The 17,489-nt window shown below is 63.6% G+C and carries 16 protein-coding genes; 5 read left to right on the forward strand and 11 right to left on the reverse strand.

Translation table 11 applies throughout. The features are described 5' to 3' along the window. Window positions 1-13: 13 nt before the first annotated feature. From AC19YX_RS08140 to AC19YX_RS08185, 10 genes are all read right to left on the reverse strand, one after another. Window positions 14-1,066, reverse strand: a complete 1,053-nt coding sequence (locus AC19YX_RS08140) for an AI-2E family transporter (RefSeq protein WP_421547722.1) — start codon at window positions 1,064-1,066, stop codon at window positions 14-16. Window positions 1,067-1,138: 72 nt separating this feature from the next. Continuing rightward, window positions 1,139-1,945 carry a DUF4892 domain-containing protein gene (locus AC19YX_RS08145; RefSeq protein ID WP_201132134.1) on the reverse strand — a complete coding sequence of 269 codons (807 nt, stop codon included), beginning with the start codon at window positions 1,943-1,945 and terminating at the stop codon, window positions 1,139-1,141. A gap of 23 nt (window positions 1,946-1,968) precedes the next feature. Next, window positions 1,969-2,628 (reverse strand): glutathione S-transferase family protein, encoded by a 660-nt coding sequence (locus AC19YX_RS08150; RefSeq protein ID WP_078471048.1) that lies wholly within the window; start codon window positions 2,626-2,628, stop codon window positions 1,969-1,971. Window positions 2,629-2,678: 50 nt separating this feature from the next. Further along, window positions 2,679-3,533 carry an alpha/beta hydrolase gene (locus tag AC19YX_RS08155; RefSeq protein WP_500606039.1) on the reverse strand — a complete coding sequence of 285 codons (855 nt, stop codon included), beginning with the start codon at window positions 3,531-3,533 and terminating at the stop codon, window positions 2,679-2,681. Continuing rightward, window positions 3,530-4,336, reverse strand: coding sequence for an alpha/beta fold hydrolase (locus tag AC19YX_RS08160; RefSeq protein ID WP_078471047.1), 807 nt, complete (start codon window positions 4,334-4,336; stop codon window positions 3,530-3,532). The genes AC19YX_RS08155 and AC19YX_RS08160 overlap by 4 nt, the downstream gene beginning before the upstream one ends. Window positions 4,337-4,452: 116 nt before the next feature. Then, the gene (locus AC19YX_RS08165) at window positions 4,453-4,896 is read right to left on the reverse strand and encodes a hotdog fold thioesterase (protein ID WP_020299200.1); all 444 of its coding nucleotides are present in this window, start codon (window positions 4,894-4,896) and stop codon (window positions 4,453-4,455) included. A 29-nt stretch (window positions 4,897-4,925) separates the two neighbouring features. Then, window positions 4,926-6,593 carry an AMP-binding protein gene (locus tag AC19YX_RS08170; protein ID WP_500606040.1) on the reverse strand — a complete coding sequence of 556 codons (1,668 nt, stop codon included), beginning with the start codon at window positions 6,591-6,593 and terminating at the stop codon, window positions 4,926-4,928. Window positions 6,594-6,729: 136 nt separating this feature from the next. Then, window positions 6,730-7,179: a phosphohistidine phosphatase SixA gene (gene sixA / locus AC19YX_RS08175; RefSeq protein ID WP_078471045.1), complete on the reverse strand. Its 450-nt coding sequence runs from the start codon at window positions 7,177-7,179 to the stop codon at window positions 6,730-6,732. Continuing rightward, window positions 7,176-7,523, reverse strand: coding sequence for a DUF4389 domain-containing protein (locus AC19YX_RS08180; protein WP_500606041.1), 348 nt, complete (start codon window positions 7,521-7,523; stop codon window positions 7,176-7,178). The genes sixA and AC19YX_RS08180 overlap by 4 nt, the downstream gene beginning before the upstream one ends. Before the next feature lie 19 nt (window positions 7,524-7,542). Further along, window positions 7,543-8,568 carry an NAD(P)H-dependent glycerol-3-phosphate dehydrogenase gene (locus tag AC19YX_RS08185; protein WP_078471044.1) on the reverse strand — a complete coding sequence of 342 codons (1,026 nt, stop codon included), beginning with the start codon at window positions 8,566-8,568 and terminating at the stop codon, window positions 7,543-7,545. Between the two features lie 195 nt (window positions 8,569-8,763). Here AC19YX_RS08185 and AC19YX_RS08190 point away from each other — a divergent pair, with 195 nt between their 5' ends. The 5 genes from AC19YX_RS08190 to fabB all read left to right on the forward strand — a co-directional run bounded on the left by AC19YX_RS08190 (window position 8,764) and on the right by fabB (window position 15,714). Continuing rightward, window positions 8,764-10,887 carry a TonB-dependent receptor plug domain-containing protein gene (locus AC19YX_RS08190; protein WP_500606042.1) on the forward strand — a complete coding sequence of 708 codons (2,124 nt, stop codon included), beginning with the start codon at window positions 8,764-8,766 and terminating at the stop codon, window positions 10,885-10,887. Window position 10,888: 1 nt separating this feature from the next. Then, the gene (locus tag AC19YX_RS08195) at window positions 10,889-11,821 is read left to right on the forward strand and encodes an ABC transporter substrate-binding protein (RefSeq protein WP_500606043.1); all 933 of its coding nucleotides are present in this window, start codon (window positions 10,889-10,891) and stop codon (window positions 11,819-11,821) included. Then, on the forward strand, window positions 11,818-13,719 hold the full coding sequence (locus tag AC19YX_RS08200; protein ID WP_020299207.1) for an ATP-binding protein: 1,902 nt from the start codon (window positions 11,818-11,820) through the stop codon (window positions 13,717-13,719). Before AC19YX_RS08195 ends, AC19YX_RS08200 begins: the two co-directional genes overlap by 4 nt. 247 nt (window positions 13,720-13,966) lie before the next feature. Further along, window positions 13,967-14,482 (forward strand): 3-hydroxyacyl-[acyl-carrier-protein] dehydratase FabA, encoded by a 516-nt coding sequence (fabA, locus tag AC19YX_RS08205; protein WP_010211704.1) that lies wholly within the window; start codon window positions 13,967-13,969, stop codon window positions 14,480-14,482. Between the two features lie 11 nt (window positions 14,483-14,493). Next, window positions 14,494-15,714 carry a beta-ketoacyl-ACP synthase I gene (fabB, locus tag AC19YX_RS08210; RefSeq protein ID WP_020299208.1) on the forward strand — a complete coding sequence of 407 codons (1,221 nt, stop codon included), beginning with the start codon at window positions 14,494-14,496 and terminating at the stop codon, window positions 15,712-15,714. A gap of 85 nt (window positions 15,715-15,799) precedes the next feature. Here fabB and AC19YX_RS08215 read toward each other — a convergent pair whose 3' ends face one another. Beyond that, complete coding sequence (locus tag AC19YX_RS08215) at window positions 15,800-17,425, reverse strand: methyl-accepting chemotaxis protein (protein ID WP_078471040.1); 1,626 nt, start codon at window positions 17,423-17,425, stop codon at window positions 15,800-15,802. Window positions 17,426-17,489: the final 64 nt, after the last annotated feature.

A 17,489-nucleotide genomic window follows, 5' to 3' on the forward strand; every position in this document is an offset into this window, starting at 1 on the left:
GCAAGTCGCACAGTCAGCGCTGGTCCTCGACCCGCGCCTGGCTCGCGCTCCAGTCGGTGAGCAGGCTGTAGGCCACCGCCAGCAGGGTCGGGCCGATAAACAGGCCGATAAAACCGAAGGCGATCAAGCCGCCGAACACCCCCAGCAGCACAATCACCAGCGGCAGGTTGCCGCCACGGCTGATCAGGTAGGGTTTGAGCACGTTGTCGACGCCGCTGATGATGAACGTGCCCCAGATCCCAAGGAACACCGCCATCCCGTATTCGCCCTTCCAGGCCAGCCAGGCCGTGGCCGGTATCCACACCAGGGGCGGCCCCATGGGAATCAGACTGAGCAGGAAGGTGGTGATCCCCAGGACCAGGGCGCCCGGCACCCCTGCGATCAGAAAGCCGATCAGGGCCAGGATCGCCTGGGCCGCTGCCGTGCCGATCACGCCATTGACCACCCGCTGCACCGTACCCGCCACCAGCTCGATGTAGTAGCCGGCCCGCTCGCCGATCAGGCGTTCCAGCAGCTTGTGCACGAACAGCGCCAGGCGCGGGCCGTCGCGATAGAAGAAAAACACAAAGACGATACTCAGGGTCAACTCGAGGATGCCGCCGCCGATCTGTGCGCTGCGCGCCAGCAACCAGTTCCCGACCTGCCCCAGGTAGGGCTTGACCGCCAGCATCATCGCCGCGCCCTGCTGATCGATGCTGTCCCACAGCCCCACCAGACGCTCCCCGACCAGAGGGATGCTGCCCAGCCAGACCGGCGCAGCGGGCAGGCCATCGACCTGCACGTCCTTCATAAAGGCCGTGGCATCGCGCACATGGTCAGCCAGGTTCAAGCCCAGCCAGACCATGGGTGCGGCCACCAGCACCATCCAGCCCAGGGTCAACAGGGCCGCGGCCAACGACTCGCGGCCATTGAGCCAGCGTGTCAGCAGGCGCATCAGCGGCCAACTGGCAAACGCCAGCACCGCACCCCAGAACAGCGCCGACCAAAACGGCGCCATCACCCACAAACTGGCACCAAACAACACCAGGAGCAGAATCTGCACCAACAGGCGATCGTTATTGAGCATGAAGAATCTCGAGAAAGGACGTCGAACACAGAGTAGGCGAACACAGGGCCGGTGTGTTCGCCTTGGAGGGTATTAGCGCAACAGCTCGAAGTGCAGGCCCGTCGTATCGGTGTTGCCGGTTTCCATCCGCGCGGCGCGCACGCCCTGGCCGATCAGGGCCTGACGCCAGGCTTCGGCGTTGCTCCCGGAAATACTGACCCGCAGCGTGGTATCCAGGTTCAGCCCCCGGGACAGCAGGGTCAGCCAGACCGGCTGCGGGTCGGCACCGAGTTTGGGCAGGTCCAGGCGGCCGGTGTCTTTCAACTGGCGCAATAGGGTTGCCGAAGTCGGCAGCAAGTCACCCAGTGGCGCACTGGCCTCGAACTGTTCGACATGCAGGTACGCCCGGCGATTGCCCCGGGTGATGCTGTACAGCGCCACCAGGGAATTGTCCTGGGGCGCGGCCAGGCGCAACAGCAGGTAGGCCTGCTGGTCGTCGGCGCCAAAGAGCTTGGCGTTGCCGAACACTTCATTGGCCCACAGGCTGCTTTCCCCGCAGTCCCGCGCCTGGCACCAGAACAGCAGTTCGGCGCCCTGCTTCTGCAGGGCTTCACGGGCGGCGGTAAAGGCTTCGGTGGATGAATGCTCGGGCGGCAACTCATAGGTCACCGAAGTGGCCTTGCCCCGGGCGCCAACCTGGCCGTCAAAGCGCAACTGGCCGCTGATCCTGCGGATCGACCCCATGGGGTAGATGCGCTCCAGCTCCGCCAGTGGCCGGTAATCGACAATCTGCGCATCGGCCAGGCGCGGTACCAGCGGCAAGTCGTGGCTACCGGGCACGTCGGCGGCGAACACCATGGAACTGGCACAGTACAAACCCAGCATGCTGAAACAACGGATGAGTCCTTTCATTGGAAATACGCTCATCGGATCAGCATGGCCTGGGCACCTTTGACAACGCTGGCGTCATCCGTGCGTTGGGGGACCAGCAGGCCGCGTTGCACCGCCGGGCGCGCCGCCAGGGCCGCCATCCAGCGCTGCAGGGCCGGCAGGCCGTCGACCGAGACCCCGGACCATTCATGGCCGCGGACCCAGGGGTATGTGGCGATGTCGGCGATGCTGTAGTCACCGGCCAGAAATTCCACCGTCTGCAAACGACCGTCGAGCACTTCGTACAGACGCCGGGTTTCATGCTGGTAGCGGTCGATGGCGCCTTGGAGTTTTTCCGGGAAGTAACGGAAGAACACGTTGGCCTGACCCTGCATCGGGCCGACCCCGCCCATCTGGAACATCAGCCATTGCAGAACCAGCGAACGCCCCTTGGGGTCGGCGGGCAGCAATTGGCCGCTGAGTTCGGCGAGGTAGATAAGGATGGCGCCGGATTCAAACACGGCGAAATCGCCATTGGCACGGTCGACGATTGCCGGGATCCGCCCGTTGGGATTGATCTTGAGAAAGTCTGGAGCCTTCTGTTCCTTTTTGTCGAAACTCAGGGCATGCACCGTATAGGGCATGCCGAGTTCCTCGAGCACGATAGAGACCTTGTGGCCATTAGGCGTCGCAGCGGTGTAGAGATCTATCATGGTTGTCTCCGATTTCAACCCGCCCAGCCTCGACAGTTGACCGGCGCAAGTCAAGGAACGGCGAAAAACCGATTGAAACAGTCTGCGACAAAGATCGCGCCGGCCTCGTCGTTCAGGTGCAAATGATGGCCTCCCGGCAACTGCTCCCGGGCAAAGGGTAGTCGCTCGAGCAATTGCCCGTGCTTGGCCAGCATGCCATCGGCCGCCACCACCAGCCGGGTCGGGCAACTGACCCGCTGCACGAAGGCCATGGCCTGCTCTTCGGTCAGGCGCAACGGCGACGCCAGGGTCAGGCGGTTATCGCTGCGCCAGGTATAGCCCCCGGGCACCGGCATCAGGCCGCGCTGGGCCAGCAATTCGGCCGCTTCACGACTGACCGCCACCAGGCCCTTCATCCGCGCCTCGATGGCCTGCTCCAGAGTGGCGTAGACCCGCTTGCGCTTGTCCTGCAGGGCGAGTTGCGCCTGCAGCGCCATGCCCAGGCGCTCGGCGGCATTCTCGGAGCCAGCGGTGGGCGGGATCACCCCATCGATCAACGCCAGGTGGCTGACGCGCTCCGGCAAGGCCCCGGCCAGCACCAGCGAGACAATCGCCCCCAGGGAGTGGCCCATCAGGGCAAAGCGTTTCCAGCCCAGTTGCTCGGCCACCTGCAGCACGTCGTACACATAGTCCCACAGGGCATAACCGGCGCCCGCCGGCCGATGGTCGGAGTGGCCGTGGCCGGCCATGTCCAGGGCAACGATACGCAAGCCGTCGAGCTTGGGCGCCAGGCGCGCAAAGCTGTTGGCGTTATCCAGCCAGCCATGCAGGGCAATTACCGGCAAGCCGTCCTCGGGACCGAACAGATGGGCCGCGAGTTCGATATGGGGCAGGCTCAGGCGCACCTCTTCGACCACCCGGCTCATGCGCAACTCCGTTCGCGGCGTGTGTCCCAGCGGCTGAACAGCTCCTTGAGCAGCGCCGCGGTGTCCTGGGGGCGCTCCAGCGGAAACATGTGCCCGCCCGGCATGCTCAGCGACTCGCCTTGGGGCATGCGCCCGACCGCGCTGGCGTGATGCCGCATCACCACCCGGCTATGCCGTCCACGCACCATGGCCAGCGGCACCTGCAATTGGCGGGCGAGGCCCGGGCTGGTGTGGGGCACCCCACGGTAGATGCTGATTTCCGTCGCTGGGTCGAAGCGCAGGCGCAGACGATCGCCGACCTGATGCAGGCCGTGTTGCAGATAGGCTTCGAAACATTCCGGATCAAACCGGCGAAACAGGCTCTTGTCGGCAAAGTAACTGCGGGCCGACTCCAGGCTGGCAAACTCCTCGCGCCGCCCCAGGGTGCGGCCGGCCGGGGTCAGGCGGTCGATAAATCCAAAGCGCTTGGCCGCCCGGATGACCCATTGGTCGGCACGGGTCAGCACCGGCGAATCGAGCATCACCACCCCGCGATACAGTTCCGGACAACGCAGGGCGGCATGCAAATGCAGAATGCCGCCCAGGGAATGACCCACGCCCCACACCGGCTGCGCCTGCTGTTGCAGATGGTGGATCAGCTCGCTGACCAGGTTCTGCCAGTTGTCGTCCACTGGAAAACGCGGATCGTGCGCGTGTTGCTGCAAATGGGCCACGTCATACTCGGGCGCCAGGGCAGCAAACAACTTGCCGTAGGTTCCCGAAGGAAAGCCGTTGGCGTGAGCGAAAAAGACCTGCTGCGACATACCGAGTTACCCATGGACCGGACAATGGCTGATTGTCCGCAGGTCACCGCACCAGGGCAATGACCGTAACGAACACGAATGATGACACGCCGCTTCAGCCTATAAGCCTGCGCCGCTCAGCGGGCCGGCGGCGTTTCCCCCAGCGGCACCACCGCCATGGTCAGGCGCGAGATGCAGCTGGACTTGCCCTCATCGCTGCTCAGGCGGATATCCCAGACATGGGTCGTGCGGCCGATGTGCACCGCCCTGGCCACCGCGCTCACCCGGCCGCTGCGCAGGCCACGCAGGTGGTTGGCGTTGATTTCCAGGCCCACGCAATAGAATTTGCTGGCATCGATGCACAGGTAGCTGGCCATGGAGCCGACGGTTTCCGCCAGCACCACCGAGGCGCCGCCATGCAGCAGGCCGTAAGGCTGGTGAGTGCGATGATCGATGACCATGCTTGCGGTCAGGGATTCTTCGTCAAAGGACTCGAAGCGAATATCCAGTACTTCGCCGATGGTGTTTTTCTGAAGCGAATTGAGTTGTTCGATGTTCGGAGTGGTACGCCATAGGCTCATCGCTGCATCCTTCAGGGTTTTTATGGGGGTCAATCCTGCCACAGCACGGCTTCGGAGCGCTCGCTCCACTCCTGAAAGCGCTGGCCGTAAGCGGCTTCGATCACGTTGCGCTTGATCTTCAGGGTCGGCGTCAGGAAACCGTTCTCGACCGCCCAACTGTCCTTCACCACCACCAGGCGACGCAAGCGCTCGTGTTTATCCAGGACCTGATTGACCTGCTCCAGCAGCACTTCCAGGCTGCCGTGCAGGGCACCGCGCGCCGCGCCGGCGGCCTCCTGCACGCCCACCGCCGAAAGCACGCACAGCCCCAGCGGCGCCCCCAGACCGTCCCCCACCACGCACACCTGCTCGATCCGCGGGTGCACCGCCAGGCGATTCTCGATTGGCGCCGGGGCCACATACTTGCCTTTGCTGGTCTTGAAGATCTCCTTGAGCCGGCCGGTCAGGCGCAGGTTGCCAGCGGCGTCCTGCTCGCCCTTGTCGCCTGTACGCAAAAACCCGTCGGCGGTGAGGGTCTCGGCGGTTTTCTGCGGATCCTTGTAGTACCCGAGCATGGTCGCGCCGCTGCGCACCTGGACTTCACCGAACTCATCGATGCGCACTTCGACATCCGGGCACGGCTTGCCGATCCAGCCGGGAATATGTTCCCCGGGGCGGCCGATATGGGAGTAGCCGCAGCTTTCGGTCATGCCGTACACCTCCAGCACATCCAGCCCCAGGCGCTGATACCAGTGCAGCAACGTCTGCGGCACCGGAGCCGCACCCGACAGCGCCACGCGCAACGCGTCCAGGCCCAGCCCGGCCAGCACTTTGTGGCCCACGCGCTTGCCGATGAATGGCAGTCGCAACAAAAAATCCAGGCGCTTGGCCGGGACCTTGCTGTAGACCCCCATCTGGAACTTGGTCCAGATCCGCGGCACACCGAACATCGCGGTCGGGCGCGCGCGCTGCAGGTCGGTGAGGAAGGTATCGAGGCTCTCGGCGAAGAACACCGTCTGCCCGGTATAGATGGCCGCCATCTCGACAAACATGCGCTCGGCCACGTGGCACAGCGGCAGGTAGGACAGCAGGCGGTCCGCAGTGCCCAGGCCGAACAGCCCGGCGCCGTGGGTGGTGGCAAACCCCAGGTTGGCGAAGCTGTGCATCACCCCTTTGGGCAGGCCGGTGGTGCCGGAGGTATAGATGATGGTCGCCAGTTGCTCGCCGGCCGGCGTGGGGCTGTCCAGGATCGGTGAACAGCGCTGCAGATCGTCCCAGTTGAAATCAAAATCGCCCTCGGGGTGCAGCGGCAGGCTGACGGTAGTCAACCCCGGTTTGAGCCCGGGCGCCATGGCGGGCCAGTCATCCAGCTTGCCGATAAACACCAGGACCGACTCGGAGTGTTCAAGCACCTGGGCCACCGAGTCGGCGGTCAGGTTGGGGTACAGGGGCACGGAGACGTGGCCGGCCATCCAGATCGCCAGGTCGGCAATGATCCAGTGCGCGCAGTTCTTGGAGATGATCGCGATATGGCTGCCGGGCGGCAGCTCGCGCCCGCGCAGCCAATGTGCGGCGCAGCGTGCCTGGTGAGCGACCTGGGACCAGTCCAGTTCCTCGACCTGCCCACCGCCCGTGGGCTGGACCAGAAAACGTTGGCGGGGATGACGAGCTTCACGCTCGTAGAACACTTCCAGCGGCAAACGAAAAGCAGTAGACATGCGACTCGCTCCTTGTTTTTGTTCTGATCGTGAGACTAGCCAACCAAGCACTTGCTCGGCCGACTATTCCACGCACAAAGGAGCGCTGCAAGTTAAGAAATGTTGCGCCCTGCCACCTGGAGACAGGGCTGTCCCTCTAGGGCTGCTTGAGGCTATTGAGCGCCATCAGCCCGGCCAGTGGCCAGTCGCCTTCAAGCTCGGCAAGGAAGGCGGTGCCCATCGCCTGCGGGCTGCGCAGGTGACCATGCTGCAACAAGCCAATCAGGTTGCCCACCAGGGGTTGGTGGCTGACCAGCAGCAGGTTGTCCGCCGAATCGATTCGCTCCAGCGCGGTCAGCGGGTTGCTGTCGGGCGTCAGCCAGGGCACGGTGCGGATCGGCGCCTCGAAGCCCAGGGCCTCGCGCACCAGCTCGGCGGTCTGCTGGGCCCGCACATACGGGCTGGCAAGGATGGCGTCGATGGGCTGGCCGATCAATTGCGCGGCACTACTCAGGACTTCCTTGCGCCCATGCTCGGTCAGGTTGCGCTCGGCATCGCTGCGGGCGTGGGGCTCGGCTTCGCCGTGGCGCAACACCCAGAGCTTCATAGCTTGGGCTCCTCGTCACAGGCCGGGTGCGGGGCCGGCGGCACGGCATGGGGCGCCTCGCCTTCTGGGGTGCGCGGCGCCGGCCAGTCGGCAAAGGGCCAGGGTTTCTGATCGGTATGAAAGCTGCCGAAACGGCCGATCTGCGCCAGGAACTGGCTCAGGCTGTCGCCGAAGTTCATCAGGCTGGCGCTGGGCGCGCCGTAGATCAGGCGATAGATCAACTGCACCAGCACCAGGACGCCGAGGATGAATTGCGCCACCTGCCACACCAGCAGAAACACCAGCATCCACAGGACCCGCAGCAGGATCGACTCGTATTTGGCTTCGGAATTGCTATCGTTCATGTCTCGCTCCTGTCTGCTTTCAGTTGAATCCGCTGGTGGAGATAAAGTCGACGTCGGTTTTCGGCTCGCCACGCATCAGCAACTCGATCACCTGGTTCAGCGTACGCCCTTCGAACAGAATCGCGTGCAGCCCGGCTACCAGCGGCATGTACACCCCCAGTTCCTGGGCCTTGACCTTGAGCACCTTGAGCGTGTTGACGCCTTCGGCCACCTCGCCCAGGCGGGTCACCGCCTCTTCCAGGCTCAAGCCCTGGCCCAGGGCAAAGCCGACCTGATAGTTGCGGCTCTTGGATGAAGAGCAGGTGACGATCAGGTCGCCCACCCCGGCCAGGCCGAGAAAGGTCATCGGGTTGGCACCCTGGCTGACGGCAAAGCGGGTCATTTCCGCCAGCGCCCGGGTGATCAGCATGCTCTTGGTGTTTTCCCCCATGCCCAGCGCCACCGCCATGCCGGCGATGATCGCGTAGACGTTCTTCAACGCCCCGCCCAACTCGACGCCAAAACGATCGGCACTGGCGTACACGCGGAAGGTGCGCCCATGCAACGCGGCCTGCACGCGCTGGCACAGCTCTTCGTCTTCGCTGGCGACCACGGTGGCGGTCAACGCATGCTCGGCCACTTCGCGGGCCAGGTTCGGCCCTGAAAGCACGCCGATCCGCGCCTGGGGAGCGATGTCCTGGAGGATTTCGCTCATCAGCTTGAAGGTCTGGGCTTCGATGCCTTTGGTCAGGCTCACCAGCAATTTGCCGCTGAGCAGTTGCGCATGGGGGGCCAGTACCGAGCGCAAGGCGCTGGAAGGCAGCGCAACAAAGCACAGGTCACATTCGCCGAGGGTGGCCAACAGATCGGTGACCGGCTCGACCGCCGGATGAATCTTGATGCCCTTGAGGTAGCGCGGGTTCTCGCGATTGACCCGAATGGCCTCGGCCTGCTCGGGATCGCGCATCCACTGCCGCACCCGATGACCGTTTTCGGCCAGTAGATTTGCAACGGCGGTACCAAAACTTCCGCCTCCCAGGACCGCAATAGGGCGCTGTTCAGTCATATGCAATCCGTCAATCCATACCAGTGGCGATGGCGGCATTATACGGTTCGGTCCTGCGCCTACCAGCCCCTGGGACAATTAGCGCGAAATGTCGGGATCTGCCGGATTCGATCTGGGAATGTCGGGCTTATCGACTGGAAAACTCAACCATCTCGGTTAACATGCGCGGCCATTATTCCGATTCAAGGCTGTACCGTGCGTTTTGGCCCTCCCCGCCGCCCCTCGTCGCTGCTCCTGGCACTGTTGTTCAGTGCTGCGGCGCTGGCCGACGACCTGTTTGTGGACAACCAGCCGCTGCCGCAAGTGCTGACGGCTACCCGTCTCAAGCAGTCCCCGGCAGCGGTGCCCGGGAGCATGACGGTGCTCGACAGCGAGCTGATCAAGGCCAGCGGTTCCCGGGATATCGGCGAACTGCTGCGCCTGGTGCCGGGGATGATGGTCGGCGCCATCAACGGCAACCAGGCGGCGGTCAACTATCACGGCACCAGCGCCAGCGAAGCGCGACGCATGCAGGTGCTGATCGACGGCCGCTCGGTGTATCGCGCGGGCCTGGCGACCGTGGACTGGAGCGATATCCCGGTGGCCATGGAAGACATCGAGCGCATCGAAGTCTTCCGCGGCCCCAACACCGTCAGTTACGGCGCCAACGCGCTGATGGCGGTGGTCAACATCATTACCCGCGCCCCGGCCGACAGCCACGGCACCCGGTTCAAGATGACCCGCGGCCAACGCGGCATCAGCGACTGGTACGCCAGCCAGGGCACCGGCTGGGACAGCGGCGACCTGCGGCTGTCGCTGTCCGGCCAGGAAGACGACGGCTTCGACTCCGACCGCAGCGGTGCCGACTACCGCGACAGCAGGCGCCTGAACCGCGTCAGCCTGGCCCTGGGGCAGATGCTCGATGAGCGGCAGAGCATCGACTGGCAGTTCAGCGCCAAGGAAGGCAGCAACCAGCGTCCTTATACCTACCGGCCGGTGTTCGCCGGTATCACTCAGACCGGCAAGGACTCCGATGTGGCGGCCAAGGACTACGCCAGTTCCTTGCGCTGGAACCTCGACCTCAACCCCAGGCACAGCCTGTACATCCAGGGGTCGGCCCAGCACTGGGACCGCCAGCAGACCTGGCGCGCCTGCGATGCCGAGATCTCGTTCAGCCCCGAACTGACCCGCCTGTGGCAGCTCAACCCGAATTACGCCGAGCGCCTGGCGCGCAATATTCCCAGCTACCTCGGCACCGGTGCGCCGGCGGGCCGCAGCGACGAACAGGCCCTGGCCAACCAGGTACTGACCCAGTGGCGGGACGGCGCGAGCCAGACCGTGTGCGGCAATATCGACCAGAGCGCCCGGGAAACCCGCTACGACCTGGAGCTGCAAGACACCCTGAGCCTGTCCGACAGCCTGCGACTGGTCAGCGGCATGAACTATCGTTATGACCGGGCGGACTCCGAGACCTACTTCAATGGCACCCTCGATGACACCACCTGGCGCCTGTTCGGCCAGCTTGAATGGCGCGCCAGCGAACACTGGCTGTTGCAGGGCGGAGCCATGTTTGAAAACAGCCAACTGACCGGCAGTTCGCTGACCCCGAGGGTCGCGCTCAACTACCTGATCAACCCGCGCCATGGTCTGCGTGCGGTGTATTCGGAAGCGATCCGCTCACCGGACATGTTCGAGAACAACGTCAACTGGAGTTACCGGGTCACCGGCCTCAGCCCTCGCGCCTATGGCCAGCCCAGCGCCGAATACTTCGTCAAGACCCGGGGTCCGGGCAACCTCGACCAGGAACACATGCGTTCGCGGGAGCTGGGTTACAACGGCTTTTTCGTCGACCTGGGGCTCAACCTCGACGTCAAACTGTTCTATGACGAAATCACCGGCATGGTCAGCGAGCCCCTGCGCAACAATCAGTACATCGCCAGCAATGCCAACAGCTCGCGCTTCAGCGGCACCGAGAGCCAGCTGGACTGGCACCTGAGCCGCGCCGACCGGCTGCGCCTGACCTACGCCTATGTGCATGCCGAAGCCAGCAATCGCCTGGATCAGCGCCAGACCGCCAGCAACAGTGGTTCGGCGGGTTGGCTGCGCGATTGGGGCCAGGGTTGGTCGAGCGCGCTCTTCTACTATGGCGACAATGCGCTCAACGGCTATCGCTTCGAACGGGTGGACAGCCGTGTCGCCAAGCACCTGGCCCTGGGCAAGGCCAACCTGGAGCTGGCCGCCATGCTCCAGCAACGCCTGGACAAACAGCCGACAACCTTCAGCGACAACAATTACGACCAGCGTCACGTCCTGTACTTCAGCGCGGAGCTGGAGTTCTGACATGGGCAGGGCTCAGTCACGGGTACCGTCCGCTTGGGGCCGCAAGCTGGTCGCCTGCCTGGCGCTATGGGCCAGCCTGTGGGGCGCGGCGCCGGCCTGGGCCGCCTCGGTTCTGCTGACTGCCAGCGAAGACAGCCTCGGCGTTCAGGCCTTCACCCAGGAACTGGCCCGGCAACGACCGATGGACAACGTACGGTTCGTCGCCCTGTATGACCTGCCCGCCCCCAGCCACCTGCCGAGCAATACCCGACTGATCCTGCTCGACCCTCCCAGCCTCGACTGGCGCCTGCAGGACGCCCAGGGACCATGGACTCTGGTGCTGCGCATCAGCCGCCTGCAAGCCGAAAAACACCCGGTAATCAGCCGCACTCCACGCCTCAGCCTGCTATGGAGCGATCCACCGCTGGCCCGGCAATTGCGCCTGATCCAAAGCGTCCTGCCCCAAGCCAGGCGAGTCGGCGTGCTGTACAGCGCCCACAGCGAGTTTCTGCTCAAGGAGCTGGGCAGCGCCGCCGCCCACCAGGGGCTGGAAATCGTTGCCGAGCGCTGGGACAGCACCGCTGACAGCCGGCCGCTGCAGGCCCTGCTGAAAAACAGCGACGTCCTGCTGGGGCTGGACGATCCCCTGCTGTACAACCCCAAGACCGCCAAGAACCTGTTGCTCAGCAGCTACGCTCGCCACCTGGCGCTGGTCGGCCCGAATGCCGGCTTCGTCAAGGCCGGCAGCCTGGTCAGTACCTACAGCGATCAGCAAGACTGGCTGCACACCCTCAACAGCCTGCTCGACCAGCCCCCGGCGCGCTGGCCTGGAGCGCTCTACCCCACGAATTTCAAGGTGCTGAGCAACCCGCAGGTGGCTCGGTCACTGGGTATCGAAGAGATTGACGAGACGTCCGTCGCACGCCGACTGGCCGAAGGAGAACAACGCCCATGAGTTTGCGTCGCCATTGGGACATCAACACCCGCACCCAGGTCATCAGCCTTGGCCCGGCCTTGCTGCTGACGTTGCTGCTGATCAGCTTCTTCACCTTCGTGCGAATCCAGGATTTGCGTCAGGAGCTCAACCACACCGGCCAACTGATCGCCAACCAACTGGCGCCCGCCACCGAGTACGGGGTGATCTCGGGCAACAGCGAGGGGCTCGAAAGCCTGCTCAAAGCCACCCTGGCCACGCCCCATGTGCGCTTCCTGGAAGTCCAGGACAGCGCCAACAACATCCTGGTCTACGTCGAACAGCCGTCGGAGGCCGACAACCGCTCGCAACAGGTCAAGGTGTTCCAGGCCCCGGTACGCCTGCAGCGGATCCAGGTGCAGAACGACTTCTTCCAGAATGAAGACAGCCACCTCGGCACCCTGGGCGACGGGTATCTGGGCCGGGTCATCGTCGGCATGTCGAACGACGCCTTCAGCCAGCGCCAGCAGGAAATCCTGCTCAAGGCCGCCGTGCTGGCGCTGTTTGCCCTGCTGTTCACCTTTCTCCTGGCGCGGCGCCTGGCGGCCGGCCTGTCGCAGCCCATCAGTGCCATGGGCCAGGCGGTCAAGGCGATCCAGGAAGGCGACTTCAAGACGCCGCTGCCCATTGTCGACGACGCCGAGCTGGGCGACCTGGCGCGGCACATCAACAACCTCGCCGCCGGCCTCGAACTCGCCAGCCGCGAGCAGCACCAGGCCATGGCGCAACTGATCCAGACCCGGGAAGAAGCCGAGCGCGCGAACAACGCCAAATCGGACTTCCTGGCGATGATGAGCCACGAGCTGCGCACGCCGATGAATGGCGTGCTAGGTATGCTGCAGTTGCTGGAAACCACCGAAATGACCGAGGAGCAGGCTGAATACGCAGCGCTGGCCTCCGAATCCACCGAGCATCTGCTCAAGGTGATCAACGACATTCTCGATTTCTCGCGCATCGAGCGTTCGGCCCTGGAGCTGGAGCATATTGCGTTCAACCTGTCGGAGCTGATCATCAGCTCGGCCCAGGCCTTCCAGCACAACGCCGCGCAGCGCGGCCTCGACCTGCAACTGCAGATCCCGCCCGGTATGGAGTCTTTGCAGGTCAAGGGCGACCCGACGCGGATCCGCCAGATCCTGGTGAACCTGGTGGGCAATGCCTTGAAGTTCACCGAGAAAGGCAGTGTCAGCATCGAGCCGCAGTGGCAAGCGCTGGATCACGAGTTGCTGTGGTTCACCTGCACCGTGCGCGACAGCGGCATTGGTATCAGCGCGCAAAGCCTGGAGCTGATGTTCGATGCCTTCCAACAGGCCGACAGCTCGATCTCCCGACGTTATGGCGGCACCGGCCTGGGCCTGCCCATCGCCCGCACCCTGGCCGAACGCATGGGCGGCACCCTGCGCGCCCAGAGCGAAGAGGGTCAGGGCTCGGTCTTCACCCTGGAAATCCCTCTGGCGCGGTTTCAACAGAGCCTGCCGGTGCTGGCACCGCGAGCCCACGCCGGCAACGCCCACGGCGAGGGGCGCAATGTGCTGCTGGTGGAAGACAACCCGGTCAACCAGACCGTGATCCAGGCCATGTTGCGCAGCCTGGGTTTTACCGTGAGCATCGCCACCGACGGTGCCCAGGCAATCCGCAGTGCCGAGAGCCTGATATTCGAAGCGATTCTGATGGACTGCCGGCTGCCGCTGATCGATGGCTATGAAGCCACCCGGCAGATCCGCCAACTGCCCGGCTGTGCCGATCTGCCGATCATCGCCCTGACCGCCAACGCCTTGCAGGGTGATCGCGAGGCCTGTCTGTCGGCTGGAATGAACGATTACCTGGCCAAGCCGTTCAAACGCACGGATTTGCAGCAAATTCTCCAACGCTGGGTGCGCTGAGAAGCGGTTTTCGTACTGCTACGACTGGCGTGAAGGGCGAAAGTGCGGCAGTCTTAGGCACCCGAACGGACCCGGAAACGGGCCGGTTTTAAATTTTCAGTGCACAAGTGTACATTCATGTTCCTTGTGCTGTGACTTTCACCACAACGCAATAGTCTATGAGTAGGCTGCCGGTTCGAGGCATGAAGGCTTCGATCGGCCGGGAAGATTTGCCCCACCTGCCGCATGGGACTATTGAGGAGCTCGCATGACCAAACAAAACGCCTTTACCCGGGAAGACCTGCTGCGCTGCAGTCGCGGTGAGCTGTTCGGCCCAGGTAACGCGCAACTGCCCGCCCCGAATATGCTGATGGTGGATCGCATCACCCATATCAGCGAAGAGGGTGGCAAGTACGGCAAGGGTGAATTGGTCGCCGAGCTGGATATCACTCCAGACCTGTGGTTTTTCGCCTGCCACTTCGAAGGTGATCCGGTAATGCCGGGCTGCCTGGGCCTCGACGCCATGTGGCAGCTGGTTGGCTTTTTCCTTGGCTGGCAGGGTCTGCCAGGCCGCGGTCGCGCACTGGGTTCGGGCGAAGTGAAATTCTTCGGCCAGGTCCTGCCGACTGCCAAGAAAGTCACCTATAACATCCAAATCAAGCGCGTCCTGAAAGGCAAGCTGAACCTGGCCATCGCCGATGGTTCGGTCAGTGTCGACGGCCGCGAAATCTACACCGCCGAAGGCCTCCGGGTCGGCGTATTCACCTCCACTGACAACTTCTAAGGGTTATCCGCATGCGCCGCGTCGTTATCACAGGTCTTGGCATTGTTTCGTGCCTGGGCAATGACAAAGAGACCGTCTCCGCTAACCTGCGTGCAAGTCGCCCTGGCATCCGTTTCAACCCGGAATATGCCGAGATGGGTCTGCGTAGCCAGGTTTCCGGCTCCATTGACCTGCCCCTCGAAGAACTGATCGATCGCAAGATTTATCGCTTCGTCGGCCACGCGGCGGCTTACGCCTACCTGGCCATGAAAGACGCCATCACCGATTCCGGCCTGACCGAAGAGCAGGTTTCCAACCCGCGTACCGGCCTGATCGCCGGTTCCGGTGGCGCGTCGACCCTGAACCAGATGGAAGCGCTGGACATCCTGCGCGAGAAAGGCGTCAAGCGCGTCGGCCCATACCGCGTTACGCGGACCATGAGCAGCACCGTTTCCGCCTGCCTGGCAACGCCGTTCAAGATCAAGGGCCTGAACTACTCCATCGCATCTGCCTGCGCCACCAGTGCTCACTGCATCGGTACCGCCATGGAACAGATCCAGATGGGCAAGCAGGACATCGTGTTTGCCGGCGGCGGTGAAGAAGAACATTGGAGCCAATCGTTCCTGTTCGACGCCATGGGCGCCCTGTCCAGCCAGTACAACGAAACCCCGGAAAAAGCCTCCCGCGCCTACGACGCCAAGCGTGACGGTTTCGTCATTGCCGGCGGCGGCGGCATGGTCGTGGTCGAGGAGCTGGAGCACGCTCTGGCTCGCGGCGCGAAGATCTACGCTGAAATCGTGGGCTACGGCGCAACGTCCGATGGCTACGACATGGTCGCTCCAAGCGGCGAAGGCGCCATCCGCTGCATGCAGATGGCCATGTCCACCGTTGACGCACCGATCGACTACCTGAACACCCACGGCACCTCGACTCCGGTCGGCGACGTTGCCGAAATGAAGGGCGTGCGTGAAGTGTTCGGCGACAAGGCTCCGGCCATCAGCTCCACCAAGAGCCTGTCCGGTCACTCCCTGGGCGCCGCCGGCGTTCATGAAGCGATCTACTGCATGCTGATGATGGAAGGCAACTTCATGGCCGGCTCGGCCAACATCGACGAACTGGATCCGGAAGTGGCCGATATGCCAATCCTGACCAAGACTCGCGAAAACGCCACCATCAACACCGTGATGAGCAACAGCTTCGGCTTCGGTGGCACCAACGCCACCCTGGTCCTGAAACGCTGGCAGGGCAAGTAAGCCCCGCAGCTTGGCACCATGAAAAAGCCCCGACTGGTTCGGGGCTTTTTTATGCCTGGGACAATGGCCTTTCCAGGCCGACCACCTATACCGAGAAGCGCGCCACCATGCTGTTGAGGTCCACCGCCAGGCGCGACAGCTCCTGGCTCGCGGCACTGGTCTGGTTGGCTCCGGCCGACGTCTGCAACGCCAGGTCACGGATGTTCATCAGATTGCGGTCGACTTCCCGTGCCACAGCCGCCTGCTCCTCCGATGCGCTGGCGATCACGATATTGCGCTCATTGATCAGGGTGAACGCCGAGGCGATCTCCTCCAGCGCCGTGCCAGCGGCCTTGGCTACCTCCAGGGTTGAACGGGCACGGGTGTTGCTGTGCTGCATGGAACTGACAGCCTGGTCGGTGCCCTGCTGAATACCGCCAATCATCTGCTCGATTTCCTGGGTCGACTGCTGGGTGCGATGGGCCAGGGCCCGCACCTCATCGGCCACCACCGCAAAACCGCGCCCGGCATCGCCAGCGCGCGCCGCCTCGATAGCCGCATTGAGTGCCAGCAGGTTGGTTTGCTCGGCGATCGAACGAATCACATCCAGCACCTTGCTGATGCCGTAGACCTTCTGCGCCAGATCTTCAACTTGTGAAGCGTTGGCGGTCACATCGTCGGCCAGGGCCTCGATCGACAGCACCGTCTGATGCACCTGCTCGCGACCGTGCTGGGCAATCCGATCCGATTCCCGCGATGCCTCGGACGTGGCCACGGCATTGCTTGCCACCTCCTCCACCGCTGCCGTCATCTGGTTGACCGCCGTCGCCGCCTGCTCGATCTCCAGGCTCTGCTGGTGCAGACCACGGGTCGCGTCCTCGGTCACGCAACTGAGTTCTTCCGAGGCGGACGCCAACTGGCTGGAAGAGTCGGAAATCCGGCGGATGGTCTCGCGCAGGTTGTGCTGCATGGTCTTGAGTGCCTGCAGCAGGCGCGCCGGCTCGTCCTTGCCGCTGATCGTGATATCTCCGGTAAGGTCGCCGCCCGCCACCACTTCGGCAACATTCAGCGATTGCGAGAGCGGCAGCACAATACTGCGGGTCAGCAGCAGCGCCAGGGCGATGGTCACCAGCCCAGTCACCAGGATCATGCCGATCACCCACACCCGGGAGTTGCTGAATACCGTGCGTGCCAGTTCAGTGGCCTGGCTGGCGTTCAGCTTGTTCAAGGCCATCAGCTCGTTCAGGGTCAGGGTCATGTCGTCGGCCAGCTGACTCATCTCGCCATTGACCACCGCCACCGCGTCCTCGACCCGGCCCTGACCGGAGAACGCCATGACCTGGCTCTGGTGCTCAAGGTATTGGCGCTCGATCTGTTTGAAGCGGTCGAACAGCACGCGCTCCGCGGGCAATACGATCAGCGCTTCATAGCGGTCCTGAGCAATGCTCAGGCCGCGCTTGATGTCATTGAGTTTGCCCTCGTTCTGGGCCAGGGCCTGGGGATTGCGATTGACCAGCAAGCGCATGGTCAGGGCCCGCAGGCGCAATAGATCCTGATTCATCTCGCCAACCGACATCACGCTGGGAAGCCAGTTGTTGTCGACCTCATCGGATTGCTGGCGCATGTTCGACATCTGCATCAGGGCGAACATCCCCAGGCCGAACACCATCAGCGCCAGCAAGCCAAAACCAAGGCCTGCACGCGGCGCGATATTGAGACTTCTGATACTCATCCTCTGGTTCCTTCCAAGAGCGCTGCATCCGCCATGCAGCTGGCTGCTTTAGAAGGTATCGGCC

The organism is Pseudomonas sp. MF09150, assembly GCF_059862355.1.